This is a genomic window from Clostridia bacterium, from assembly GCA_035561135.1.
GTDB lineage: Bacteria > Acidobacteriota > Terriglobia > Terriglobales > Acidobacteriaceae > DATMYA01.
In genome coordinates, this window is the sequence record DATMYA010000030.1 from 14,204 (window position 1) to 39,429 (window position 25,226).

Sequence of the window (25,226 nt, forward strand, 5' to 3'; positions counted from 1 at the left end):
TTTTTCATGAACGTTGCACACTGGCCGCTTTTTGTTTAGCCTCATTCGGATATATATGTCCCCCTTCTTCAGGTTGTTGCGGCTGGCTTTCTGGCGCGGATTCCAACACGACCAGTTTGCGGTGGCCAAGGCTGCGGCATTCTCGGCCATTATGACGTTGTTCCCGGCAGTGTTGCTGCTCGCCTCCATCCTGGTGGCTTCGCATAGCACCGCGACTTTTGTGCGTGAGATCTCTTACGCGGTAGGTCGCATCATGCCTCAGGGAACCAGCGCGGCCGTATTGCAGTACTTTGAGGGGGCAAAGCCTAAACAGGTACAGAACCTTATTTCCACGTCCGCGATTACGCTGTGGACTGCGTCTGGCGTGATGATCTCCTGGATGGAAGGGTTCCGTAAGGCCTACCAGCTTCCCAAAACGTGGGGTGTGGTCAAGGAGCGCATGATCGCCTTCCTGCTCGTTTTATTGGCGGGAGTTCCGATGGCGTTCGCCAGCTTCCTTATCGCCTTTGGGAACCAGATCGAAACGTGGATGATCTTCCACAGCGGCCACGAGATGGGCGCGTACATTCTTGGGATGTGGACGGCTGTGCGCTGGGTCATTGCGATGCTGACAAGCGTCGCCGTCATCGCGCTTATTTATCACCATGGGTTACCGCGCACGCAGCCGTGGCATAGAGTGTTGCCGGGAGCGGTTCTCGCTACCGTGATGTGGTTTGTGGCAACTGTTCTGTTCGGCGCGTACCTGCGCAATTTCGCAAATTACAATCAGATCTACGGATCGGTAGGGACAGCAATCGCGTTGCTGGTGTGGCTCTATCTGATTTCTCTCGTGGTGCTGGTGGGCGCGGAGTTCAATTCTTTGCGATATCCCAGGTTCCTTTTCGGTGCACACTCGGAATTGCGCTCGAGTGCTCCGGCCCAGGCGCAGTGACGGTTTGGTGAAACCGTGCGCAACGAACTACTTTGGAGTGATGCACCCCTGATGACTATGGAAAGTAACCAATCTAAATTTGTGCCCAATGGCGAATGCCCCGAGCGTGTGAACAAGCGCCGGGCAAAGATCGTCTGCACGCTAGGTCCGTCCAGCAATACCGAGGAACTTATTCGCGACCTAATGCGCCTTGGTATGGATGTGGCGCGCCTTAATTTCTCTCATGGCACACACGAGGACCATTCGCGCGTTATCGCCCGTGTACGCAAGATGGCAGAGGAGGAGCAACGGTCGATCTGCATCCTGCAGGACCTGCAAGGCCCGAAGATGCGCACTGGCCGCCTGCACGACCACAAGCCGGTTGTGCTGAAACCAGGGTCCACCGTGACCCTTACTACGCGCGACGTGCTTGGCAACTCCAGTCTCATCTCTACGTCCTTCGAGCCGCTACCCCGGGAAGTTCACCCGGGGTCGAGAATCCTGCTTTCTGACGGCAGGATCTCGCTTCTGGTTAAGAAGGTGCGGGGGCAGGACATTGAGTGTGAGGTCATTGATGGCGGATCACTGGGCGAGCACCAGGGAATCAATCTTCCTGGTGCTGTCATCTCGGTCCCGTCACTTACCGAGAAGGACTACAAGGATCTGAAGTTTGGTTTGAAGCACGGTGTTGACGTGGTGGCCGTCTCGTTCGTGCGCAGCGCGAATGACGTGCGAGTAGTGAAGCGTGCCATCGCCGAGCAGGGCTACAACACTCCGGTCATCGCAAAGCTCGAGAAGCCGCAAGCCATCGACAACCTGGAGGAAATTCTCGAAGTTGCCGATGGTGTCATGGTGGCGCGTGGAGACCTTGGCGTCGAGGTTCCTCCCGAAAAGGTTCCCATCATTCAGAAGCATGTGATCCGGCGGGCACAGGAACTTCGCAAGCCGGTCATCACGGCAACGCAGATGCTCGAATCCATGATTCAAAATCCTCGGCCAACTCGCGCCGAGGCCAGCGACGTCGCCAACGCTATCTTCGACGGCTCAGACGCGGTCATGCTCTCGGGCGAAACAGCCGCAGGGAAGTACCCGCGCGAAGCCGTCAGCATGATGGCGCGTATCATCATGGAAACCGAGGCGCACCTTTTGGACGGCGGTCCGCGTCATCGACGCGAAAAACGCGGTCTCTCGATTTCTGAAACCATCTGTGAGTCCGTCGCCCACGCGGCGGAAGAACTCAATATCCGTGCCATAGCGATCTACACGGAGAGTGGAACCACGGCGCGACTAATATCGAAATACAGGCCTCGCGCGGAGGTGTATGCTTTCACGCATATCCCTGAAGTCAGGAACCGGGCGAACCTCTACTGGGGCGTGCAACCGATCCTGGCGGCGCGGGCGCCGGACGATGAGGCTATGGTGCGTGGGGCGCAGGCAGAGTTGCTGCGCCGCGGAGTTATCGCCCCGAAGGATGTGCTTGCCGTAGCTGCCGGTACGCAACCCCGTGCCGGATCAACCAATTTCATGCAGTTGCACGTTGTGCAAACCACTCCCGCAGAGCCCGGAAGCTCACGCCGAGTGCGAGTTCCGAAGAAAAAAACTTAGTTCCAGCTAGTAACGAAATCAGGGCAGAAAGGTCAAATAGGTTATGTCGAATCAAGTTCTTTCGCTGGCGATTCTTGAGCCCGTCGTCGGCAAAGAGGACGCATGTCTGGCTCTGCTGCGGGATTTCTATACCTTGCTCCATGCCAAGGGCTACAGCAGCGACCTTCTCTATCGTGACCCGAAGGAACCCGGGCGATTCGTCCACCTCCGGATGTGGTATTCCGAGGAGGCGCGCTCAGAGGCGCAGCAGGACCCCGAAGTGCATCGCTTCTGGATCCAGTTACCGGACGTGTGTACCATCACCACAATCCATGAGACGCTGGAGCAGTTGTTCTGTACTTATACGCCTGAGCCAGCCTAGTCGCGCTGGTGTGCGGTATCGTTCCGAGCCGGCGGTAACGGATAGAGCAGGCCTTCAAGCCTGCTCTATCCTACGTGGCGTAAAATCAATACTGAATGTCGATTTCGATTCCTCGCCTGCGCACGTGGTTCGCACTGATCGCTATAGCCGTTGTGGCGGTGGTTGCGGGTTTCTATCTGTACGCCCGCATGACGGTGAGTCGCGCGATTCGCGAAGCGCCGCAGCGGCTCGGTATCGAAATACAGCAGAGCACCGAAGGCTTTTCGCTTTCGAAATCTGAGGGCGGACGTACCCTCTTCACCGTCCAGGCTTCAAAGGCCATCCAGTACAAGCAGGGCGGACGCGCGGAACTACGCGATGTGAACATCGTCGTCTATGGCCGCAAGGCGAACCGCTTTGACCAGATTCGTGGCACAAGCTTTGAGTACGACCCGCAGACTGGTGACGTCATTGCTCGCGGCGAAGTACACATCCAGTTGGAAGGTAATGCCGAAGGTCCCGACCGTCCCGATCAGGCGCCTCCTGGCGAACTGAAGAACACGATACACCTGAAAACCAGCGGCCTCGTTTTCAATCAGAAGAGCGGCATCGCACGGACAGAAGAAGCTATCGAGTTCCGGTTCCCACAGGCGAGCGGCTCTGCCGTTGGCGCCATTTACGATGCCAAAGCGAACCAGCTTACGCTGTCATCAAAGATTCATATCGTCACTACCGGCGGCAAACCGACGAGTGTAGATTCCGGGCATGGTGTCATCACCAAGGAACCGCGACAGGTCGTGCTCGAAGCGGTTAAAGTGACGCAGACTGACCGCGATCTTGAAGCGAACCGCGTAGTCGTCCTTCTGAATGAATCGAACGCTATCGACCACATTACGGCCACGGGAGATGTTCGCCTGTCGGGACGTGGTCGCAATGCCCTGTTGGTGCGAGCGCCACGGGCTGACATGGACTTGGGCGCAAGCAATCTGTTGACGTCCGCCAGTTTCTCCGGCGGGGTGCAGTTCCAGGGCTCGGGTGAGAACCGTCTGGACGGGAACGCCGGCAGGGTTGCGCTCGACTTTGTCGCGCGCAACCAACTCAACCGTATCCGCGCCAGCGAAGCCGTTCGATTGCGGCAACTACCGCAGCAGGGGTCAAAGGCGCAGGCGGTTGACATTGCCGCGGACACCTTGGTTTTCAATGTCCGCAACGGAAAACGGGTGGAAAGCGCGCAGACCGGGGGCGCGGCGCAGATCACGCTGGCACCGCAGTCGGCTACGGCTGTTGCGGGCGAGCGCACGGTCATTACGGCCGGCAGCTTCCGTGCGCTGTTCGATTCGCGCAACCGGCTCACCGTCGTACGTGGCGAGCCCAACGCGCGCATTGTCGCCATGACGCCGGGACAACCGGATAAGATCTCGACCAGCCGTACGCTGGACGTGCAGTTTGCGGCTGCGGGTGGCATCTCCAGCATCGTTCAGGAAGGAGATTTCCGCTACACGGAGCCGCAGGTTGCGAATGCGATTGCGTCCACCGGCCCAGGCGGTCGAGTCGCAACTGCGGAACGTGCGCGTTACAGCCCGACGGATGAGATGTTGACGCTTTCCGGATCGCCGCGAGTAGTGGAAGGCGGCATGACGATCGCGGCGCAATCCATGCGATTGAACCGCCGCAGTGGTGATGCAGTAGCACAAGGCGATGTGAAGACAACTTATAGCGAACTGAAGCAGGATCCGAACGGCGCGCTGCTGGCGACATCCGACCCGGTGCACGCAACCGCCAGGACGATGACGGCGCGCAAAGCAACGGGCGTTGCGCGCTACTCCGGTGGAGCCCGCCTCTGGCAAGGCGCTAACATCGTGCAAGCGCCCGCGATTGAGTTCGACAAGACGAATAGGAGCGTCGTGGCCGAGGGCACGACGGCGCAGCCGGTCACGAGCGTTTTCGTCCAGGTAGATAAGTCGGGCAAGTCAACGCCCGTCGTAGTGACGGCAGCCAAGTTGGCCTACGTCGACACCCAGCGTCGTGCACGGTATAGCGGTGGCGTATTGGCTAAGGGCGCTGATGCGACCATCACGGCGGATCATGTAGATGTAGTGCTGCAAGCTTCAGGACAGCAGTCGGCGGCAGTCGCCGGACCGAGCCAGTTGAAGGAAATCGTCGCGGAGAAGGGTGTTGTGATCCAGCAGGCCAAGAGGCGTGCGACGGGCGATCGACTGGTCTATTCGACAACCGATGGCCGTTTCGTTTTGACCGGAGGCCCACCCGTGATTGTCGACGCCGAGCGCGGCACGGTCAGGGGCGATTCGTTGACCTTCTATAGTCGCGATGATAAAGTCGTGATCGAAGGCAAGGACGCTTCCCGCACCGTAACTCGTACTAGAGTAAGCAGATAATGCAAACCCTGTCGACAGATGAACTGGGAAAGGCTTATAGGGGCCGCAGGGTCGTCAACGGTGTTTCTCTCCATGTGGATCGTGGCGAAGTGGTTGGATTATTGGGGCCGAACGGGGCCGGTAAGACGACCAGTTTCTACATGATTGTCGGGCTAACGCCCCCGGACACGGGTCGCGTCATGGCCGACAAGGAAGAGATTACCGACGTCCCCATGTATTTGCGGGCCCGAAACTTCGGCATCAGTTACTTGCCGCAGGAGCCGTCCGTTTTCCGCAAGCTTACGGTGGAAGAGAACATACTGGCCGTGCTGGAAACGCAGCCTGTTTCCTGGCACGAGCGCCGCGAGCGCATGGAAACGCTGATCGATCAGCTCACGCTCGGGCACATTCGGAAGAATCGCGGATACGCGCTTTCCGGCGGCGAGCGCCGGCGAGTGGAAATCGCGCGCTGCCTCTGCATATCGCCTTCGTTCATCCTGCTTGATGAGCCTTTTGCCGGTATAGACCCCATCGCTGTCCTCGATCTTCAGAAGATCATCTTCTCGTTGAAGGCCAGCGGCATCGGCGTGTTGATTACTGACCACAATGTTCGAGAGACGCTTTCCGTCACTGACCGGGCCTACATCATTAACGAGGGCAGAATCTTCCGCGCAGGAACTCCTGAACAACTCGGCAACGACCCAGAGGTAAAGCGCGTTTATCTCGGCGAAAGTTTTTCGCTCGTATAGTTTTCGGCGGATGCGAGCCGCCAGCCGTGCGTCATGTGGGGCGAATCCCCGCAGCTATCGAGCACTTCGGAAGCACAGCAGGCTTGCGTAGGCAATAGGGAAAATCACTAATATTTTGCTTGATTTTTGGCTGATATTCTCCCCAAAGGCTGAAGGTGAAAGTATGTGCAGAAGCAAAAAACATCGGTGCCTCGTCACCTCCGGTGTGCTTCTGGTTTAGAATCGTAGTGGGATATTTCCCTCGTAACCTCTGGCCTTTCAAATGGTGTTGCTGCAGCCGAAACTGAATCTCAGAGTCTCCCAGAAGCAGATATTGACCCCTGGGCTCGTCCAGATGGTCAGCGTCCTTGCTCTCAACAAGCTTGAACTCAAGGACATGATTAACGAGGAGATGGTTGAGAACCCCGTTCTCGATGAGTACCTGGAATCGGTACCGACGCTGGACGAGGTTGCCGCGCGCGAGGAACAGCGCGAGCGCGACAGCAGTGTGACCGAAGAAGCGCCTCCGGCGGATGCCAAAGAGAAGGATCCCTTTGAGGAGATCGACTTCGGGTCGTTCTTCCAGGAGTACCTCGACCCCGGTTATCGCAGCAATACGGAACTTGAGTCGATCGATAAGCCTTCGTTCGAAAACTTCCTCTCCAAGCCGACCTCTCTGACCGACCACCTCATGTGGCAACTGGGCGCCATGCATCTGAAGGACGACGTGCGCGCGGCGGCCGAACTGGTTATCGGCAACCTGAATGAGGACGGATACCTGCTCGCAAGCGATGACGAACTGATCTCGATGGCGTCGTACGACGGCAAGACGCGAGTTGGAGGCTTTGAGCAAGCGGAAGCAGAATTGGAGCAGGACGAACTGCTCGCAATTGACGATCCGGAAGAGGCTTTCGCCGAGGCATCCGAACTATCGGAACTTGCCGCCGATTGCGAGGAAAACAACAACGGCGGTCCAATGCTTCTGCGCAAACCGGACCAGCCCTGTCGCGCCGCTTTCTGCCGCGAAGCCTTGCGCGAAGCGATTGACCTCGTTCGACAGATGGACCCGGTCGGCGTCGCCTCACGCGACTTGCGCGAATGCCTGCTCGCGCAGTTGCAGGATCTGAAGCTGCATCACCACGAACGCAAAAACGGCAGCGATCCGGCAATGGCCGAACAGCTTGACGAAGCGATCGTCGTCATACGCGATCACATCCGTCTGCTGCAGAATAAGCAGCACAAGGAAATTGCCAAGGCCATGGGCAAGTCTATTGAGCGCGTGATGCATGCGGTGGAGTTGATCCGAACCCTCGATCCCAAGCCCGGCCTGCGCTACAACAAGGTTGAACCAAGGCTTATCGAGCCTGACGTGGCTTTTGTGAAGCAGGGCGACGAGTACATGGTCGTGATGAACGACGATGACATGCCGCAGCTTCGCCTGAACCCGACGTATAAGAAACTGCTCAGCCGCGAGGCCGCGGAAAAGGACGTTCGCAATTACGTAAAAGAGCGTTACAAGTCCGCTATCCAGCTCATCAAGAACATCGAGCAGCGGAAGCAGACGATCCTGAAGACTTGCTACGCCATTATCGGGCGGCAAAACGAATTCCTCGCTCTCGGCATCGACTATCTCAAGCCGATGATGATTAAGGAAGTCGCGGAAGAAATCGGGGTTCATCCCTCGACCGTCAGCCGTGCGGTGGCCAACAAGTACGCGCACACGCCGCAAGGCGTGTTCGAACTCAGGTACTTTTTCAGCGAGAGCGTCAACGGACCTGAAGGCGGCGGCACGTCGCTGCTGATCCTGAAACGTCGCGTTAAGAAGCTCATCGAAGAGGAAGACCCAGCCAGGCCGTTGACGGACGAGCAGATCACCCGCATCCTCCAGTCGCAGGGCATCCAGGTCACTCGCCGGACGGTCGCGAAGTACCGGGAAGATATGAAGATTCCGAGCACGCATCAGCGTAGAGTCAAGAGCTAGAACGCTGCCTGTGCGCCCGGACGCAAGGCCCGGCCCATCTCTCAACGTGAATAATTAGCTGCTTAGTCGGCCATCGCCGCATCTGTACCGGAACCACTTGGTTGCGGGGCGATTGCCAGCCGCCTCCGGATTAATGCTGATACCGCTGGCGACCCGTATTGAACCTTCCCGGGATTTCTGCCAATGGCCTGGCAGAAGCTCTCGGTTTACAAGGAGGGGAGCTAATGAACGTGGAATACACCGGAAGACAGTTTGAAATCACACCTATTATCCGTGAGGAAGTTGAAGCAGGTTTGCTGAAGCTCTCGAAAATTCTGGGCGATAGCTTCAACAGCAAGATCATCCTGACCGCCGAACGACAGCGGCGGATCGCCGAAATCACGATCACAAGGCGCAAGCAGTCCCTGGTCGGATTGGCTGAGGCGGTTGACATGAGCACCGCGATCAGCCAGGCGCTCGACCATATCGAGAAACAGGCGCTGAAACACAATGGCCGCAAGCGCGACACCAAGCGCGTGACCAAGTCGAAGTGGAAGAGAGAAGCTCCGGAGGAACCGCTTCAAATGGCGGTGGGCGCCTCGGTTGCTGCCGCTGTTCCGGTGGTCGTCCACAAGTTCCCGGCCGTACACCGCACGACGGAGGCGCACCTGGTCAACAGCGAGGACGCGGTCGCAATCCGCCCGATGACAATCGAGGAGGCGGTCAAGGAATGCGAGTTCCGCGATCGCGAGGTCTTCGTCTTTCGTGACAAAGAAGGCAACGTCAAAGTTCTGCATCGCAAGAAAGACGGCAAACTGGAACTGATCGAGGCCTGAAGGTCCTCGCAGATTCAGCATACGGAAGGGGCACTGGCGGTGCCCCTTTTTGCTGAGTTCACGGTTTGTGCCGAGCTGGAGTACGATGAACGAAATGGCTGCAAATACAACCATCAAGAAGATCGATCTCAAGCGCAAACCTGTGCGCCTGCGCCGTAAGGGCAGCCGGCAGAATGAGTTGGTCATCATCACGGGCATGAGCGGTTCGGGCAAGGCTTCCGTTCTGAAAGCCTTTGAGGACCTGGGCTACTACTGCGTCGATAACCTTCCTGTCGAATTGATCCAGCGCTTCGCCGATCTTCTGAACGAATCGGCCGAGGAGCGCAAATCCGCGCTGGTGGTCGATATCCGGGAAGGGCAGCGGCTGGAGATGTTGCCGCAGATCGTCAGTGACCTGAAAAAGCAGCTCAATGCTACGGTCGTGTATCTGGAAGCAGACGACCCTATTCTGCTGCGACGCTTCAGCGAGACCCGCCGCCCGCATCCGTTGGGGACAAAGTCATCGGTGCAGTCTTCGCTGACGGATGAACGCCGCCAATTAAAGGCCATTCGCAACATGGCCGACATCGTAATCGACACGTCGAAGTTCAATGTGCACGAGCTACGCGCGCACGTCATCGAGGCGTTCCAGCATGAGGTCGCGCACCCTAAGACCATCCTCGTTTCTGTCGTAAGCTTTGGCTTTCGCAACGGGCCGCCGGAGGATGCTGACCTCGTCTTCGACGTTCGCTTCCTGCCAAACCCTCACTTCGTGCCAGCCTTGCGTCCCTACACGGGCCTGGACCCAAAGGTCGCAAAGTACATACGCTCATTCCCGCAGACGGAGGAGTTCATCACGCGCATCTCCGACCTCCTCGTGTATCTGCTGCCGCATTACATAGAAGAGGGAAAGAGCTATTTGACGATTGCGTTTGGCTGTACGGGCGGCCAGCACCGGTCCGTGATGATCGCCGAAGAAGTTCGTAAACGACTCGCAAAAGCGGGCTACCGGGTGAAAGGCTCACACCGCGACTGCCCGCGCTGAGCGTTCACGGCCTCAGTTTGGCCGGACATTCAGTGCGTGGCGTTCAAGCCGGGTGGAACACCCAAAGGTTTCAGGGTGTCCACGCGCTTTATTTTTCCGCATAAATGCCCGAAATTATCCCTTGGGTCGCGAGTCTCCGCTAAAATTGAGACTTGCTCGTTCCTGCCGACAATCCGATCATCCCGCCCAGAGCCACAGGGCACATTTGTGCCGGTCAGCCTGCATCCCGGGCCATCGCGCGTAGCGGAATCGACGCTGGAGCTTGTCACCTCGTATGCGGCAACTAATACGACTCCTGCGATACGTCCGGCCCTACTGGCTGCAACTCACCAGTTCCGTTGTGCTGATGGCGATGGTTGGGCTGCTGGACGCCTTCCGGGTGCTGCTCATAGGTCCCATTTTCGATCGCGTTCTGAACCCGGCATCGCAGTCGAAAGAGATCGCTCTCTTCAAGCTCCCGTACACTGAACACACCGTCTACCTGCAGCAGTTCGTGCCGCAGCACTTCCAGAACGCGTGGACGGTAGTTGCGTTTTCGCTGGTCGCGGCAACCGTGCTCAAGGGCATCTGCGATTACCTGGGCACCTACGCCGTCAACTATGCCGGCTTCGGCCTTATCACCGACCTTCGCAACAATCTGTATAGCAGCGTGCTCCGTCGCTCCGTCTCGTTCTTTCATAAGCATCCGACGGGCACGCTCGTTTCCACCATCATCAACGACATCGACAAGGTGCAGTTTGCGATGTCGTCAGTGCTTGCCGAGTTCCTCCAGCAATTCTTCACGCTCATCTTCACGGCTGCGATCGTTGTGTTACTGGGTGGAAAGCTCGCCTGGGTGCTAGTGATCTTTGTACCGTTTATCCTGTTCTCGGCTCGCCGCATCGGCGGGCGCGTCCGCCACACCACGCGTAAGGGACAGGACAAGCTGGCGGAGATTCAGAACATCCTGCAAGAGACCATCTCCGGCAACCGCATCGTTAAGGCGTTCGGCATGGAATTGTGGGAGATCGGACGATTCCGCAGCGCAGCGAACCGCCTGTTTAAGGCTAACCTGCGATCGGTGAGCGCCGCAGCCGTGAGTTCTCCGCTCATGGACATCTTTGGCGCCGTAGCGATAGGCCTGCTTCTGCTGCTTGGTCGAGACCAGATCAAGGCACACGTCTTCACGGCCGGAACTTTCCTTGCGTTCATCATCGCCGTGTTCAAGCTCTACGATCCCGTACGCAAGTTTGCGATGTTCAACAACAGCTTCCAGCAGGCGCTGGGTGCCTCGGGCTCGATTTTCGCGTTCATGGATGCTGAAGATACAGTGATTCAGAAGCCGGATGCGCTGGTACTGCCAGCGTTCAGCCAGAGTATCCAGTTCGATCATGTTGGCTTTGGATACGGCGAGAATGGCGAAGGCCGCGAGATTCTCCGCGACATCGATTTAAAAGTCGAAACCGGAGAAGTCCTCGCCATCGTGGGTTCCAGCGGCTCCGGCAAGACAACGATGGTGAACCTGATCCCACGGTTCTTTGATGTCACCCAGGGCCGTCTGCTGATAGATGGGCACGACGTGCGCGACCTGACGCTGGCATCCTTGCGATCGCAGATCGGCGTCGTCACACAGGAGACGATCCTGTTCAATGACACGGTTCGCAATAACATTGCGTACGGCCAGCCAAAGGTGAAACAGGACCAGGTCGTCGCCGCCGCACAGGCCGCACTGGCGCACGACTTCATCATGAACATGCCCGAGGGCTACGACACCGTTATCGGCGAGCGTGGCTTCCGCCTTTCGGGAGGCGAACGCCAGCGGTTGAGCATCGCCCGCGCGCTGCTGAAGAATGCGCCCATTCTCATCCTTGACGAAGCGACCTCGGCGCTGGACACGGAATCCGAGGCGCTCGTTCAGGCGGCGCTGCATAACCTGATGTCAGGACGGACGGTGTTCGTCATCGCGCACCGCTTGTCCACGGTTCGCCGCGCCGACCGCATCGTGGTCCTGGAGAACGGCGCGATAGCCGATATGGGCAGTCACGAGGACCTCATCAGCCGCCTCGGAACCTATCGACGACTATACGACCTCCAATTCGTTGACTTGGAGCCGCCCCGTCACGAGGCGGAGAAAGCTACTGACTGACGATGTCGATCCGATCCATGACTGGTTTCGCCCAAGTGAAAGGGCAGCACGGCGGAATCAGTTTCACTATCACACTGAAATCGGTCAATCATCGCTTCCTTGACCTGCATCTGCGTTTGCCTTCCAATAGTGACGCTCTCGAACAGAAGATCCGTCGCGTGTTCAAGGAACATCTTCATCGCGGCCACATAGAGCTGACACTCTCGATCGAACGTACCGACACGGGCGCCGTGACCATCAATCGCGAACTAGTCTCTGGCTACATACAGGCTTACCGCAAAGCGGCCGGGGAGTTTGGCATCTCCGGAGAGCCGGACCTGAACGCCATTCTGCGACTGAACGGCGCACTGAGCAGCTCGGGTGAAGTTTCCGAAGATGAAGGGCTGCAATCCGCACTCTTAGTTACAGTGGAAGAGGGCATCGCCAGGCTGAACGAGATGCGCACACACGAAGGCGACGGCGCGGCTCGTGAACTGCGCGAACGCATGCATCACCTGGGGCACAGCACGGCCGAAGTAGAACAAATGCGGGGCGCAGTTTTGCGCGCCTACCTTGAGAAAGTACAATCAAGGATGCAGGAACTCCTCGGGGCCAATGCTGACCCTGAACGCGTTCTCCAGGAAGCTGCCATGCTGGCCGAGCGCAGTGACATTCAGGAAGAAATCGTGCGCATGAAGACGCACATCCAGCACTTCCTGGGGCTGCTTGATGAAGGCGGCGAAGTCGGTAAGAAGCTCGACTTCCTCTTGCAGGAGATGAACCGCGAGGCCAACACGCTGCTGTCGAAGACATCCGGCGTGGCTGGCGAAGCGTTGCGCATTACCGAGATGGGGCTGGCCATGAAGTCCGAGATAGAAAAATCGCGCGAACAGGTGCAAAACATCGAATGAGCGGTCTCGTTTTCATCATTTCGGCTCCATCCGGCTCTGGCAAATCGACGCTCGTCAATGGGCTGCGCAGCAACGTACCCGGCCTCGAGTTTTCCGTTTCGTATACCACGCGCAAACCACGCGGGGTGGAGAAACAGGGATACGAATACTTCTACGTGGATCGCGCCGCATTCGAGCGCATGATCGAACAGCACGAGTTCCTTGAGTACGCCGACGTGTTTGGCAATTACTACGGCACGGCGCGACGCTTCCTTGTGGAAGCCCATGCTCACGGCAACGACCTATTGCTCGATATCGACGTGCAAGGCGCATCGCAGTTGCAGGCGAGTCTACCGGACGCAATCAGCATCTTCATCCTGCCTCCGAACCGCGCCGAACTCGAGCGCCGGCTGCGGTGTCGAAGCGAGGCTGAGCATGTTGATGGAGAAATCATCAATCGACGGCTCCGAACCGCCGCAAAAGAAATTGAGAATTACTCTAAATACAGCTATATTCTCGTGAACGACCACCTGCAGGAATCCATCGATGCGCTAACGGCAATCGTCTTATCAGAGCGCAGGAAGCGCTCTAGAGGCGAACTGTGCGAGAGCGAGAGGGCACTCCTTGCCAAGGCGGAACAGTACCTGCTTCCCAATGTTCGTGAGCGCGTTCAGCCGATACTGGCGTCTTTCGCGCTCCCGGAATCACAAGTGGTCCGTAAGTAGGAGATCTCCCATGGAACTGATCAACGGTTTCGACAGCAACTATCGGTACATCCTTGTGGCGGCGCGTCGCGCCCGCCAGCTTCAGTCCGGCGCAAGGCCGCTGGTCGATACGCAATCCCGCAAGCCCTGCCGTATCGCCGAGCAGGAGATTCAGGCATCGCTGGTGAAGTGGTTCATCCCTGAGAAGCCGAAGTCTGCCGCCGTTGCCGCGAGTGAATTGCTGGATAAGGCTCTGGAAGGGAATCAGCTTTAAGCTTTAGTGTGTTCCCAGAACGCAAGAAGTTGCTCTTCAGTGATTTAGAACTGCGGAGCCCTTTTGGATACGGGCTCCATCTAAACGATTAGAGGAACGGCACCGTAGTGCCGCAGAGGCCCTGAGCCGGCGGCTTTCGCGGCCCGTATCAGCAATGAAAATCGCACTCGGCGTTACCGGCGGCATCGCGGCCTACAAGGCTGCGGAGATTCTGCGAATGTTGCAGGACCGTGGCATCCACGTTCAAGTAGTTATGACGCGTGGCGCGCAGGAATTCGTCCGTCCGCTCACCTTTGCGGCACTTTCCGGCGAAAAAGTTATCACCGAGATGTTCTCGGAGTACGAGTCCAATGTGGACTCCGCGGTCGAGCACATCAGCGTCGCGCAATCCATCGACGCGCTGGTTGTTGCGCCCGCGACGGCAGATACGCTGGCGAAGTTCGCCAACGGAATCGCCAACGACTTTCTTTCCACGCTGTATCTGGCCACTACTGCGCCCGTGATCGTTGCTCCGGCGATGAACGTCAACATGTGGCAGCACGAAGCAACGCGCAAGAACATCGAGACGCTGCGCCAGCGCGGCGTCCGCGTCGTTGAGCCCGGCAGCGGCTACCTTGCTTGCGGAATGTTGGGCGCGGGACGGCTCGCCGAGCCCGAGCAGATCATCGAGAGCGTCATGGAGACGCTTGGGGTGGCGCAGGACCTTAAAGACGAGACCGTGCTGGTCACTGCCGGCCCGACGTTTGAACCAATTGATCCAGTCCGCTATTTGGGTAACCGTTCCAGCGGCAAGATGGGATACGCCATCGCCGAAGCGGCAGTAAGACGCGGCGCGCGCGTCATTCTTGTCAGCGGCCCCACCGCTCTGAAGGCGCCGGCGGCCGCCGAGGTAGTGCAGGTTGAGAGGGCACAGCAGATGCGCGAAGCGGTTCTCGTTCGCTTCCCCGACGTGTCCGTCGTGATCAAAACGGCGGCGGTTGCAGACTATCGCCCCGCGCAGGTAGCAACGCACAAGATCAAGCGCGGGAAGGCGATCAGCCTGGCACTCGAGCCGACGACCGACATTCTTGCCGAGCTCGGCACGCAAAAATTTCCGCAACACATTCTTGTCGGCTTCGCCGCGGAAACCGAAAACTTGATCGACAATGCGCGCAAGAAACTCGCCTCGAAGCACGCGGACGCCATTGTGCTCAACGACGTCTCTCGGTCGGAGATTGGTTTCGGCTCAGATCGCAATGCCGTTACGATTGTGACTGCGAGCGAAGTGCTTGATGTGCCGGACGCCCCAAAATTCGAAATCGCTCAACGCGTGCTCGACACGGTTGTGGAGTTGCGCCGCAAGCGAGCCGTCAAGCCTGCACCTGAGCAGCCAACCACGGCTCACAAATAGCGATGGCAAAGACACTGGATCCCTTGACCCGCCAGGCCGTCGCCGATCGTCTGCGCTACTATCGCGATCTCGGCATTTACGACTTCTACAAGCGCCCGCCCGGCGAACCGTCCGAAAATGCCGCCAGTTCGGCTGTTGAGGTTGCGAATCCCGAAGCTGCTGGATCAGAAATTTCTCCGGAGAGTGCCGTGAATCCAATGCCTGTTCTGGATGACAGGGTGTCCGCGCTGCATGGCATTCGTGAAGACCTGGGCGATTGCACGCGTTGCGTGCTTCATAAGCAGGGACGCAAGCAGATCGTCTTCGGCGTCGGGAATCCCGAAGCCGAGTTGATGTTCGTCGGCGAAGGTCCCGGCGCGGATGAAGACGAGCAGGGCGAGCCTTTTGTGGGACGCGCCGGTCAGTTGCTCAATAACATGATTCAGGCGATGGGGCTACGGCGTGAAGACGTGTACATCGCGAATGTCGTCAAGTGCCGCCCTCCGCAGAACCGCACGCCCGAACGCGAAGAGTGCGACACCTGCTCGCCGTTCCTCATGCGGCAGATCGCCGTCGTGCAACCGAAGATCATCGTTGCGCTCGGTGCTGTCGCGGCGAAAAACCTGCTTGGCGTTAACGACTCCATGGCGAACCTGCGTGGCCGTTTCTACGATTTCTCGCCCGTGCTTCCCAAAAACGCGCCTGAACGCGCGCTCGACTTCGAGGGAACGAAGCTTGCAGTCACCTACCATCCGGCGTATCTTTTGCGCGATCCGCGGCAGAAGAAAGAGACGTGGAAAGACCTGCAGATGGTCATGCATTATCTCGGCCTGCCCATGCCGCAGAAGTCCAGCGAGTAAGGCGTAGATGTCCCAGCAACCCAACGCGGCGGCGTCCATGGACGCGCAGGGAAACCAGTCTCTGCTCGGCGACCAGCGTGAGGCGTCACCGCAGTTCTGCGATGTCGCGCTTCCCATTCCGCTCGATGCCGTATTCACCTATCGCGTAAACGGCACCGTGCCCGTCGTCGGCGGACGCGTCATCGTGCCCTTTCGCGAGAAGCGCCTTTCCGGCATAGTCACACGCCTCCACGACGAAGCGCCTGATGCCAGCATCAAGACGAGGAACGTCGCACAGGTCCTCGACACCGTTTCCGTGCTTGATGAAAACCTGTTGGAGCTTGGGCGCTGGATTGCGCAGTACTACATCGCGCCTCTCGGAGACGTGTACCGCACCATGCTGCCGCTCGGCGCGGAATTCCAGAAGACGATTGCGTATCGCATCACTGAGGCCGGGTCGGAGGCGCTGTACGAATCCGCCACGGCAGGCTCGTCGAGGCGGTCGCAAAAAGATGCCGAGCACCAGATGGTCGAATACGCCGTGCTGGATTATCTTGCCGATGGCGACCTGGTACGCGAAGCATCGCTGCGCAACGCAACCGGCGCGACGAAGGATGTGATTCGTACGCTGCTGTCGAAAAAGTGGATTGCGCGCGAAGACCTCTCCGGCATACGCGACGCGAGTCGCACCGTGCGCATCGCCGTCCTCAAAGAAACGAACGGCAAGCTCAACGACAATCAGCAGAAGATCATCGACACCCTGCGCGAACACGACGGCCGCATTCCGGTCGATGACCTGCGCGCGCTGAGCGTGCCGCGAACGACGCTCCAGACGCTGGTCAAGCGTGGCATCGTGGAGATTGCGGAAGAGAAAGCCGACTTCACCGTGAGTGGCATGAAGCCGCGCACGAGGCTCGACTTCCTGTTCACAAACGCGCAACAGCAGGCACTCAAGCACATCCGCGCCGCTGCCGATTCCCGGCAGTTCTCGGTGACGCTGCTGCACGGCGTTACAGGCTCGGGCAAGACGGCCGTGTACCTTGCGGCCATGCAGTCCGTGCTTGCCGAGAACCGCAGCGCCATCCTGCTCGTGCCGGAAATCGGACTGACTCCGGCGATGGCCGCCGACCTGCACAGCTTTTTCGGCGAAGAGGTCGCCGTGCTGCACTCGTCCTTGTCGGACGATGAGCGAGCCGAGCAGTGGCACCGCATACGCCGTGGCGAAGCGCGCATCGTAGTTGGTACGCGCTCGGCTGTGTTCGCTCCCGTCGCGGACCTTGCACTCATCATTGTCGATGAAGAGCACGACAATTCGTATAAGCAGGAAGAAACACCGCGATACCACGCGCGCAACGTCGCGGCGGTAAGAGCCAAGATGCTTGGGGCTGCCGTAGTGCTGGGTTCCGCAACGCCGTCTCTTGAGTCCTACCTGAACGTGCGAAAAAAATACGCGCTTGTCGAACTGCCGGACAGAGTAGAGCAGCGCGTCATGCCTGAAGTCGAAATTCTCGACATGCGCCAGGAGTTCCAGGAAACAGGCAAAGAGCACGTGCTCTCGCGCAAGCTGATCGCGGGCATACAGGAACGACTCGAACGCGGCGAGCAGGCCATGATCCTGCTGAACCGTCGCGGCTACTCTGCGTTCGTCATGTGCCGTTCCTGCGGCGACACCATCGAGTGCCGCGATTGCGCAATTGCCCTCACGCACCACAAGCGTGACCGCCGCCTTGTCTGCCACTACTGCGGATACCAGCAGGCAATCCCAACCGTGTGCCCCAAGTGCAGTAGCGAGTACGTTCAATTTCTCGGCACCGGCTCGGAGAAACTCGAAGACCTTCTGCACTCTGCCTTCCCGCAGGCGCGCATCGGACGCATGGATCGCGACACAGTGCGCGGGCACGCCGACTTCGAGCGCATCCTGAATAGTCTTCAAGCGGGCGACATCGATCTGCTGGTCGGTACGCAGATGATTGCCAAAGGGCACGACGTCCATGGCGTCACTCTGGTCGGCGTCGTAGGGGCGGACACCGCCCTGAGTCTCCCGGACTTCCGCGCCGCCGAGCGCACCTTCCAGCTACTCACGCAGGTAGCTGGGCGGGCAGGCCGCGGGGCCACGCCGGGCAAAGTGGTTGTGCAGACCTACTTCCCGGATCACTATGCCGTCCTCTTTGCCTCCCAGCACGACTATGCAGGCTTCGCGGAGAAGGAGCTGAGGTTTCGCAGCTGGATGCACTATCCGCCGTTCACGGCGCTCGCAAACGTGCTCGTGCGTAGTGACAAGGTCGAGGAGGCACTGCGCTATTCCGGCATCCTGGGCAAGTGGTTCGAGGGTACGCGCCATGAAGGCATCAGAGTTTTGGGGCCTGCCGCCGCTCCCATCGTCCGCCTCAAGCGAGACTACCGTTACCATTTTGTGCTGAAGTCCGCCAGCCGCGAAAAGCTGAACGCGCTGTTGCGCGCCATGCTTCAGCATGCGGCAGAGAACAAGGTTCCGCGCTCGAACGTCATGATTGACGTGGATGCCATGTCACTGATGTAGCTTTTTGGATTTAATGCAACAGGGCTTCGAAACATAGCGCAAGTGCCCAAAAATTGAGACAATTGAACCAAGCTCTCCGGGATTGCGTATTTCTGGTTGTGAGGTTCCGAACGTGTCGAATGAGCAGAAACCGGCGGAAGCACCCAAGCCACCGTCCAGCTCAAAAGAGGAACGCCACAGCCTCGACTTCGACCACGACAGCACGTTAATCAAAATGAGTGTCACCATTCCTGCGCGCGTGGAGGCGATCTCGGCAGCCGTGGAGGGCATTATTGCTGTGGTCCGCACGATCGACTGCGCTTCCGGCAAGGACTTCGAGATTGAGACGGCGCTGCGTGAAGCACTGGCAAACGCCATTACCCATGGCTGCCATAACGATCCCGACAAGCAGGTGCAGTGTTGCGTTGCCTGCCAGGAAGAGCATGGCATGCTCATCATCGTGCGAGATCCCGGCCAGGGTTTCGATCCGCTCGCTATCCCCAACCCAACGATCGGCGAGAACCTGTACGACAATCACGGCCGTGGCATTTATCTGATCAATGAATTGATGGATGAAGTGCGTTTCGAGCGTGGCGGAACCGAAATTCACATGCGCAAGTACTAGAGTGCCCGCTATTCCCAAAACAAAAGCCCTCCGGCGCCGGAGGGCTTTTGTGTGTTGCCTAGCGGAGTTAATTGCGCTCGCGCTTCCAATCCATCAGCTCGCCAATAGTGGCGCTGCCAGGGCTCGAAACCGGGTGCTTGTAGGCTTCCACTTCGTGGCGGGTGGCTTCTTCGCCTACCGCTCGAATGCTGAGGCCGACCTTCTTCTCTTCAGGATTCATCTTGATGATCTTGAAGTCGAATTCCTGTCCGGGTTCCAGTTTGAACGTGCCGCCAGTTTCGTCGGTCGCTTCGGAGTTGTGGCACAGACCTTCAACGCCTTCCGCGATTTCAACGAATGCACCAAAGCTCGCCAGGCGCAGCACCTTGCCGTGGATGACGTCTCCGACGCGATGCTGGTCGAAGAAGGTCTCCCAAACGTCAGGCTGCAACTGCTTCACTCCGAGTGACAGCCGGCGCTGATCAGGCTCTATGGCCAGAACGATCGCGCGTACTTTGTCGCCCTTCTTCAGCACTTCAGACGGATGCTTGACGCGCTTGGTCCAGCTCAGGTTGCTGACGTGGACCAGTCCGTCGATGCCGTCTTCAATCTCGATGAATGCACCGAAGTCGGTCAGGTTGCGAACCTTGCCTTCGACGATGCCGCCGATGGGGAACTTCTCGTGCAGCGTCTCCCAAGGGTTGGTTTCGAGCTGCTTGAGGCCGAGCGAGATCCTCCGCTCTTGCGGGTTCACGTTCAGGACGACAGCTTCAAGCGCATCGCCGACGTTGACCAGCTTCGACGGGTGCTTCATCCGCTTCGACCAGGTCATCTCGCTGACGTGCACAAGGCCTTCGATGCCCTGCTCGAGTTCGATAAAGGCGCCGTAGTCGGTAACGCTGATCACGCGTCCCTTCACGTGTGCGCCAATCGGGTAACGCTCTGCGGCATCAAGCCAGGGATCAGGCGTGAGCTGTTTGAAGCCCAGCGAGACGCGCTGCTTGTCGCGGTCGAACTTCAGAACTTTGACTTGAATCTGGTCGCCGACTTGTACGAGGTCGCGCGGATGCGTCAGGCGGCCCCACGACATGTCGGTGATGTGCAGCAGGCCATCAATGCCACCGAGGTCAACAAACGCGCCGTAATCGGTCAGGTTCTTCACCGTGCCGGTCAGCACTGCGTTTTCTTCCAGGTGCTTCATCGTTTCATCGCGACGTCCCGACTGCTCTTCTTCGAGCATCTGTTTGCGGGAAACAACGATGTTGCCGCGCTTTTTATTCAACTTGATGATGCGGACATCGAGTTCCTGACCCTTGAGGGCGTCGAGGTTGCGAACTGGACGGAGGTCCACCTGCGAGCCGGGCAGGAAGGCGCGTGCGCCCATGATGTCAACCGTCACGCCGCCCTTGATGCGGTCGATGACGCGAGCTTTGATGGAAGACTTCTCGTTGTAGGCCTTCTCGATTTCATCCCACGCGTGCAGGCGCTGAGCCTTCTGGTGCGAAAGGTTTACGTAGCCCTCTTCCGTGTGTCCCTTCTCGAACATCACGTCGATTTCATCGCCGGGCTTGAACCTTACGTTGCCCTCGTGGTCGGTAACTTCGGAAAGGGGAACGACGCCTTCCGACTTCTGGCCTACGTCAACGACGAGGAAGTTATTGTTGATGGAAATAACGGTGCCCTTTACGACGCGTTCTTCGTTGGCTGCCGCTTCCGTTTGCTCTTGCTCGAATGTTTCTAATGCTGTGGCAAAGTCTTCCGTCATGGTCTCTTTTTCGTGTCGAGTTGGACCCGCGGCGGGCCGCTCGGGAGTATTAGTAGTGCTGGGGGTCGGGCCGGGGTGGTGCTGGGACTCTTCTGAAGGCGAACCTGTTGCCGGGGTCGTGTTCTCGAGGGACGGGGAATCGTTGCGGGTGTCTTCGAAAGCCATTGTTAGCATCAGGCCCATCTGACGTAAAGCAGATGGGAAGCCTTGAGATTACAGACTGCTGGCGTGGTCTAAAGGTAATGAATGGCCCGCAGGGCGGGTTTGGACAATCCAGCGGTCGGATCCTTTTAGCGCGGCCCCGCGCTAGAAAGACTTCCTTGACTATAGCAACCTAACTTTCGAGGTGTCAAACCGGGACACCACAGATTTCGGACACATTGCCCCATCCACAGTTCACACTCGGGTGCCAACACGAGCCAAGCACTCTAAAGAAATATTTTTTGAAAAATTTTTTGGCGCCTGCCGATTTCGTTGCCGTTTGATACCCTGCCGGGCATGGACTACCTTTGGACTCCGTGGCGCTACGCCTACGTCACCAACGCCGATAACGCGACATGCTGCATCTTCTGCGACAAGCTAAAGCAGGATGACGAACGCAACTACATCGTTTACAGAGGCCAGCACTGTTTCATTATGCTCAACGCCTACCCGTATACCGCCGGCCATGTGATGGTCGTTCCCTACCAACACCTCGATGAACTCCGTAAGCTGCCGGAGCCAGCCGCGCTGGAGATGATGACGCTGACGCAACGTATGGAAGGCGTGCTGCGCGACCTCTACAAACCCGACGGGCTTAACGTTGGAATGAATATCGGCAAGGCTGCCGGAGCGGGCGTTGCGGGACACATACACATGCACGTGCTGCCACGCTGGACGGCCGACGCCAATTTCATCTCCGTAGTGGGCGAAACTCGCGTATTGCCTGAGGCGCTGGAGGTTACCTTCAAGCGCATTCGCGAGCGGCTGGCCTGAGCGCCCGCGTGTTTCTCGATCACACAGGATCGGTAGCGACGCGATCGTCCGGCAATGAACACAAGCGCTGCGGAGCAGTCGGCCTGCTCCCGAGTCCAGCCGCCTCCCACAAAGCCGTGAGCATCAGACTATCTTGTGGCGATTTGCGCATATTTTCGCATACAAGGAGCTTTGAATGGCCCACTACGGCACTCTGCGCGACTTTCGTTTTCGCGAAGATGTGGATGATATTCGCGGCGCTGACCTCTATGGCCGCGGCGACGAGAAGCTCGGCGAAATCAAGGACGTCATCTTCGATCATCACAGCGGCGAAATCCGTTATGCCGTCGTCGACACAGGCGGATGGCTGAGCACACGGACATTCCTGGTACCTGCCGAACGCATTCACTCGCGCGCCAGCCACGAAGACGATTTTGCCGTGGATCTCACGCGCGAACAGGTTGAGCGCTTCCCGCACTTTGACGAGAAGTCGATGAACAATGAGCGCGACTGGAAGGATTACGAGTCGCGATACCAGCAAGCCTGGACTTCGGGTCCCGTGCTGCACAAAGAAGGAAGCGACCGCACCATCACGCCGGAAGCTGACGAGATGCTGGCTGGCCGCCGAGGCGGCGGCAAAGACCTTGGCAACGTGGACCTCACTCCGGACCGCCTCGCGGGAGTCTTCCCTGACGCAGCTCCGGGTGCTGGTAAAACCAGAATGCGCCCGAGCGGAATCTCTTCACGCGCGGAAGACACGAAGCTCCCCGGCCAATCATTCAACAACCAAGCAGACACAGGTTGGCGCAAACGCGATGCCGCACTGGAGAACGCCAGGCTTCGCGAAGACAGCGACGTTGGTTTTGGAGATATCGATCGCACCCGTGTGCCGGACATCAATGCGGAGCAACTGCCGCCCTCGTACAGGGAAACGCGGGAGCAGATGAATGACGAAATTGACCTGCATCGCCCATACCCGGTTCAGCAGGGCCGTCATAGGCGGTTCGAGACTTTCGAAAACCATCTTCGTCGGAATCAAGTCGATGTCACTGCGAGCTGCCGAAGCTGTGACGTGGAGAAAAACAAGGCAGCGTAGCTTCGATAAAGTTCTTCATAGCTGCTGAACTGAGCTGCTGAGCTGTTAAGCGCTCATTGCAAAACGAATCAATTTTGTCTTCTGAGTCGAAGGATCCCTTTTGTCAGCTCTGTGCAGATGAAAGGGGTCCTTCGACTCAGCGATTTCGTCGCTCCGCTCAGGAAGACAGCGAACCGCCCAGCATCTTCTCCAGTTGCGCTTCGTCGATGATCGGCACGCCCAACTCGCCTGCTTTGTCCAGCTTCGAACCGGCCTCTTCGCCAGCGACTACGTAACTGGTCTTCTTACTTACCGAGCCGCTCACTTTGCCTCCGGCGTCTTCGATCAGACGCTTGGCTGCGTCACGCGAGTGCCGCTGCAGCGTGCCGGTGAGAACAAAAGTCTTTCCGGCCAGCGCCGTGCCGCGCTCCTTCTTCACGCCGGTGAGCGTAAGCCCGGCATCGCGAAGGCGTTTCACTAATTCGATGTTGTGCTGCTCGCCAAAGAACTCGCGAATACTGGCAGCGATGCGCGGTCCCACTTCCTGAACTTGCTGCAACTCCTGGATACTTTTCTGCTCGTCCGCATCCGTCGCAGCTTCGATCAGCGCATCCATGGAACCGAAATGCTCTGCCAGGAACTCGGCCGTTCGCTCGCCAACAAAGCGTATGCCAAGTCCAAAAATGACTCGCTCCAGCGGCAGTTTCTTCGATCTGTCTATCTCATCGAGAACGTTTTGCGCTGACTTTGCGCCCATGCGTTCCAGCGTGAGCAGCTTGTCTTTGCTCAGGTCGTAAACGTCCGCGACGTTCCTTACCAGCCCGCGTTCGGCAAGCTGATCGACCAGTGCGTCGCCCATGCCCTCTATGTTCATCACTCCGCGAGAAGCAAAGTGCAGGATGCTTTCGCGCAGCTTGGCCGGGCAGTTTGCGTTCACGCAGCGGAAGTCAGCTTCACCCGCTGCGCGCACGACATGGCCGCCACAAACGGGGCATCTCTCGGGCATGTGGAAACCGTTTTGTCCGCGCGGGTGTTCCTTGTCTTCCACAACCTTCACAACTTTTGGGATGACGTCGCCGCCGCGCTCGATCATCACCCAATCGCCGATGCGCACGCCCAGACGCTCAATCTCATCTTGGTTATGCAAGGTCGCTCGCGTGACCGTCGTGCCGCCGATCAAGACTGGCGCCAGTGCTGCCACAGGTGTCAGCTTCCCCGTGCGCCCAACCTGCACAAGAATGTCTTCGACGCGGGTAACGCCTGAACGCGCAGCGTACTTGTAGGCGATCGCCCACCGAGGCGCCTTGCCCGTGAAGCCTAGTCGCTGCCATAGCGCGGTCTCGTTCACCTTAACGACGATTCCATCAATCTCATACGGTAGTTTGTCGCGCCCGGCTTCCGACTCAGAGATGAAGTTCCAGACTTCATCAATACCGCGTGCCAACTTGTGATTCGGATTGACCTTGAAGCCAGCTTCCTGCAGCGCCCTAAGAGCGTGTTCCTGCTTATCGGAGAAAACTCGACCGTCCACCAGCAGGAAGTAAGCGAAGAAATCCAGTCGGCGCTGTGCCGTGATGTTCGGCTCCAGCACGCGAACCGCACCAGCGGCGGCATTGCGCGGATTGGCAAATTTCGCAAGCCCCTGCCGCTCGCGATCTTCATTCATGCGTTCAAACGAGCGCGTGGGCATGATGACTTCGCCGCGCACCTCGAACTCCTTCGGGAGTCCCGCCTTCTTCAGCGTGGCAGGCATCACCGCCAGCGGCACAGAGCGCACCGTGCGCAGATTCGCCGTGACGTCTTCACCGATGGAGCCGTCGCCGCGAGTTATCCCTTGCAGGAACTGAGTGCTCGCGCCGTCGCGGACACTCGGAGCGTAACGTAGCGCCATCGAAAGTCCGTCGAGCTTCAGTTCGCAAACGTACTCCACCGTCTTGCGTCCGCTCAGTTCCTCTACTCGACGCGACCACTCCCGCAGCTCACCTTCGTTGTAGGCGTTGTCGAGCGAGAGCATGGGTGTGGAGTGTTGGACTTTGACAAAGCCTTCGCGCGGCTTGCCGCCCACGCGCTGCGTAGGCGAATCCGGCGTCACCATGTCCGGGTACTCAGCCTCCAGCGCCTTTAGTTCGTTGATGAGACGGTCGAATTCGGCGTCGCTGAGTTCCGGATCATCGAGCACATAATAGCGGTGCTCGTGGTAACGGATCTTGTCGCGCAGGTCCTCAATCTTCCGTTCAAAGTCCTTCGTAGCCGCAGGCATGTTCATGATTATAAGAGCCAATGTCGCATGTGCGCGCACCCGATCATCAGGGACCCAACATCGACATCCGGCTGGCTCAGCGTTTACAATCG

The 25,226-nt window shown here is 58.4% G+C and carries 20 protein-coding genes; 18 read left to right on the plus strand and 2 right to left on the minus strand.

From position 1 onward, the window contains the following. The first annotated feature begins 55 nt into the window (after positions 1 to 55). The 16 genes from VN622_07160 to VN622_07235 all read left to right on the plus strand — a co-directional run bounded on the left by VN622_07160 (position 56) and on the right by VN622_07235 (position 19,101). Positions 56 to 931 (plus strand): YihY/virulence factor BrkB family protein, encoded by an 876-nt coding sequence (locus tag VN622_07160; protein HWR35631.1) that lies wholly within the window; start codon positions 56 to 58, stop codon positions 929 to 931. Between the two features lie 51 nt (positions 932 to 982). Next, a complete protein-coding gene (pyk, locus tag VN622_07165) occupies positions 983 to 2,515 on the plus strand; it encodes a pyruvate kinase (GenBank protein ID HWR35632.1) in 1,533 nt (510 codons plus the stop codon). 43 nt (positions 2,516 to 2,558) lie between these two features. After that, positions 2,559 to 2,876: an antibiotic biosynthesis monooxygenase gene (locus VN622_07170; GenBank protein ID HWR35633.1), complete on the plus strand. Its 318-nt coding sequence runs from the start codon at positions 2,559 to 2,561 to the stop codon at positions 2,874 to 2,876. Positions 2,877 to 2,971: 95 nt separating this feature from the next. Next, a complete protein-coding gene (gene lptC, locus VN622_07175; protein ID HWR35634.1) occupies positions 2,972 to 5,251 on the plus strand; it encodes an LPS export ABC transporter periplasmic protein LptC in 2,280 nt (759 codons plus the stop codon). Next, positions 5,251 to 5,979 (plus strand): LPS export ABC transporter ATP-binding protein, encoded by a 729-nt coding sequence (gene lptB / locus VN622_07180; GenBank protein HWR35635.1) that lies wholly within the window; start codon positions 5,251 to 5,253, stop codon positions 5,977 to 5,979. Before lptC ends, lptB begins: the two co-directional genes overlap by 1 nt. Positions 5,980 to 6,241: 262 nt before the next feature. Further along, on the plus strand, positions 6,242 to 7,939 hold the full coding sequence (rpoN, locus tag VN622_07185; GenBank protein ID HWR35636.1) for an RNA polymerase factor sigma-54: 1,698 nt from the start codon (positions 6,242 to 6,244) through the stop codon (positions 7,937 to 7,939). A 224-nt stretch (positions 7,940 to 8,163) separates the two neighbouring features. Beyond that, positions 8,164 to 8,754 carry a ribosome-associated translation inhibitor RaiA gene (gene raiA, locus VN622_07190; protein ID HWR35637.1) on the plus strand — a complete coding sequence of 197 codons (591 nt, stop codon included), beginning with the start codon at positions 8,164 to 8,166 and terminating at the stop codon, positions 8,752 to 8,754. Positions 8,755 to 8,848: 94 nt separating this feature from the next. Further along, positions 8,849 to 9,778 (plus strand): RNase adapter RapZ, encoded by a 930-nt coding sequence (gene rapZ / locus VN622_07195; protein HWR35638.1) that lies wholly within the window; start codon positions 8,849 to 8,851, stop codon positions 9,776 to 9,778. 274 nt (positions 9,779 to 10,052) lie between these two features. Next, positions 10,053 to 11,903 carry an ABC transporter ATP-binding protein gene (locus tag VN622_07200; GenBank protein ID HWR35639.1) on the plus strand — a complete coding sequence of 617 codons (1,851 nt, stop codon included), beginning with the start codon at positions 10,053 to 10,055 and terminating at the stop codon, positions 11,901 to 11,903. 2 nt (positions 11,904 to 11,905) lie between these two features. After that, positions 11,906 to 12,793, plus strand: coding sequence for a YicC/YloC family endoribonuclease (locus VN622_07205; GenBank protein HWR35640.1), 888 nt, complete (start codon positions 11,906 to 11,908; stop codon positions 12,791 to 12,793). After that, positions 12,790 to 13,497: a guanylate kinase gene (gmk, locus tag VN622_07210; protein ID HWR35641.1), complete on the plus strand. Its 708-nt coding sequence runs from the start codon at positions 12,790 to 12,792 to the stop codon at positions 13,495 to 13,497. The genes VN622_07205 and gmk overlap by 4 nt, the downstream gene beginning before the upstream one ends. 10 nt (positions 13,498 to 13,507) lie before the next feature. Beyond that, complete coding sequence (rpoZ, locus tag VN622_07215) at positions 13,508 to 13,750, plus strand: DNA-directed RNA polymerase subunit omega (protein ID HWR35642.1); 243 nt, start codon at positions 13,508 to 13,510, stop codon at positions 13,748 to 13,750. A 154-nt stretch (positions 13,751 to 13,904) separates the two neighbouring features. Further along, positions 13,905 to 15,140, plus strand: coding sequence for a bifunctional phosphopantothenoylcysteine decarboxylase/phosphopantothenate--cysteine ligase CoaBC (coaBC, locus tag VN622_07220; GenBank protein HWR35643.1), 1,236 nt, complete (start codon positions 13,905 to 13,907; stop codon positions 15,138 to 15,140). Positions 15,141 to 15,142: 2 nt separating this feature from the next. Beyond that, a complete protein-coding gene (locus tag VN622_07225) occupies positions 15,143 to 15,979 on the plus strand; it encodes a uracil-DNA glycosylase (protein ID HWR35644.1) in 837 nt (278 codons plus the stop codon). 7 nt (positions 15,980 to 15,986) lie between these two features. After that, positions 15,987 to 18,497, plus strand: coding sequence for a primosomal protein N' (priA, locus tag VN622_07230; protein ID HWR35645.1), 2,511 nt, complete (start codon positions 15,987 to 15,989; stop codon positions 18,495 to 18,497). A gap of 112 nt (positions 18,498 to 18,609) precedes the next feature. Then, positions 18,610 to 19,101, plus strand: a complete 492-nt coding sequence (locus tag VN622_07235) for an ATP-binding protein (GenBank protein ID HWR35646.1) — start codon at positions 18,610 to 18,612, stop codon at positions 19,099 to 19,101. 67 nt (positions 19,102 to 19,168) lie between these two features. Here VN622_07235 and VN622_07240 read toward each other — a convergent pair whose 3' ends face one another. Next, positions 19,169 to 21,019 (minus strand): 30S ribosomal protein S1, encoded by a 1,851-nt coding sequence (locus tag VN622_07240; protein HWR35647.1) that lies wholly within the window; start codon positions 21,017 to 21,019, stop codon positions 19,169 to 19,171. 324 nt (positions 21,020 to 21,343) lie between these two features. Between VN622_07240 and VN622_07245 the strand changes: the two genes are divergently transcribed. Continuing rightward, positions 21,344 to 21,820: an HIT domain-containing protein gene (locus tag VN622_07245; protein HWR35648.1), complete on the plus strand. Its 477-nt coding sequence runs from the start codon at positions 21,344 to 21,346 to the stop codon at positions 21,818 to 21,820. Positions 21,821 to 21,995: 175 nt separating this feature from the next. Next, positions 21,996 to 22,895, plus strand: coding sequence for a PRC-barrel domain-containing protein (locus tag VN622_07250; protein ID HWR35649.1), 900 nt, complete (start codon positions 21,996 to 21,998; stop codon positions 22,893 to 22,895). A 157-nt stretch (positions 22,896 to 23,052) separates the two neighbouring features. Here the strand turns inward: VN622_07250 and ligA are convergent, their stop codons facing one another. After that, positions 23,053 to 25,134, minus strand: coding sequence for an NAD-dependent DNA ligase LigA (gene ligA / locus VN622_07255; protein ID HWR35650.1), 2,082 nt, complete (start codon positions 25,132 to 25,134; stop codon positions 23,053 to 23,055). Between the last annotated feature and the right edge of the window lie 92 nt (positions 25,135 to 25,226).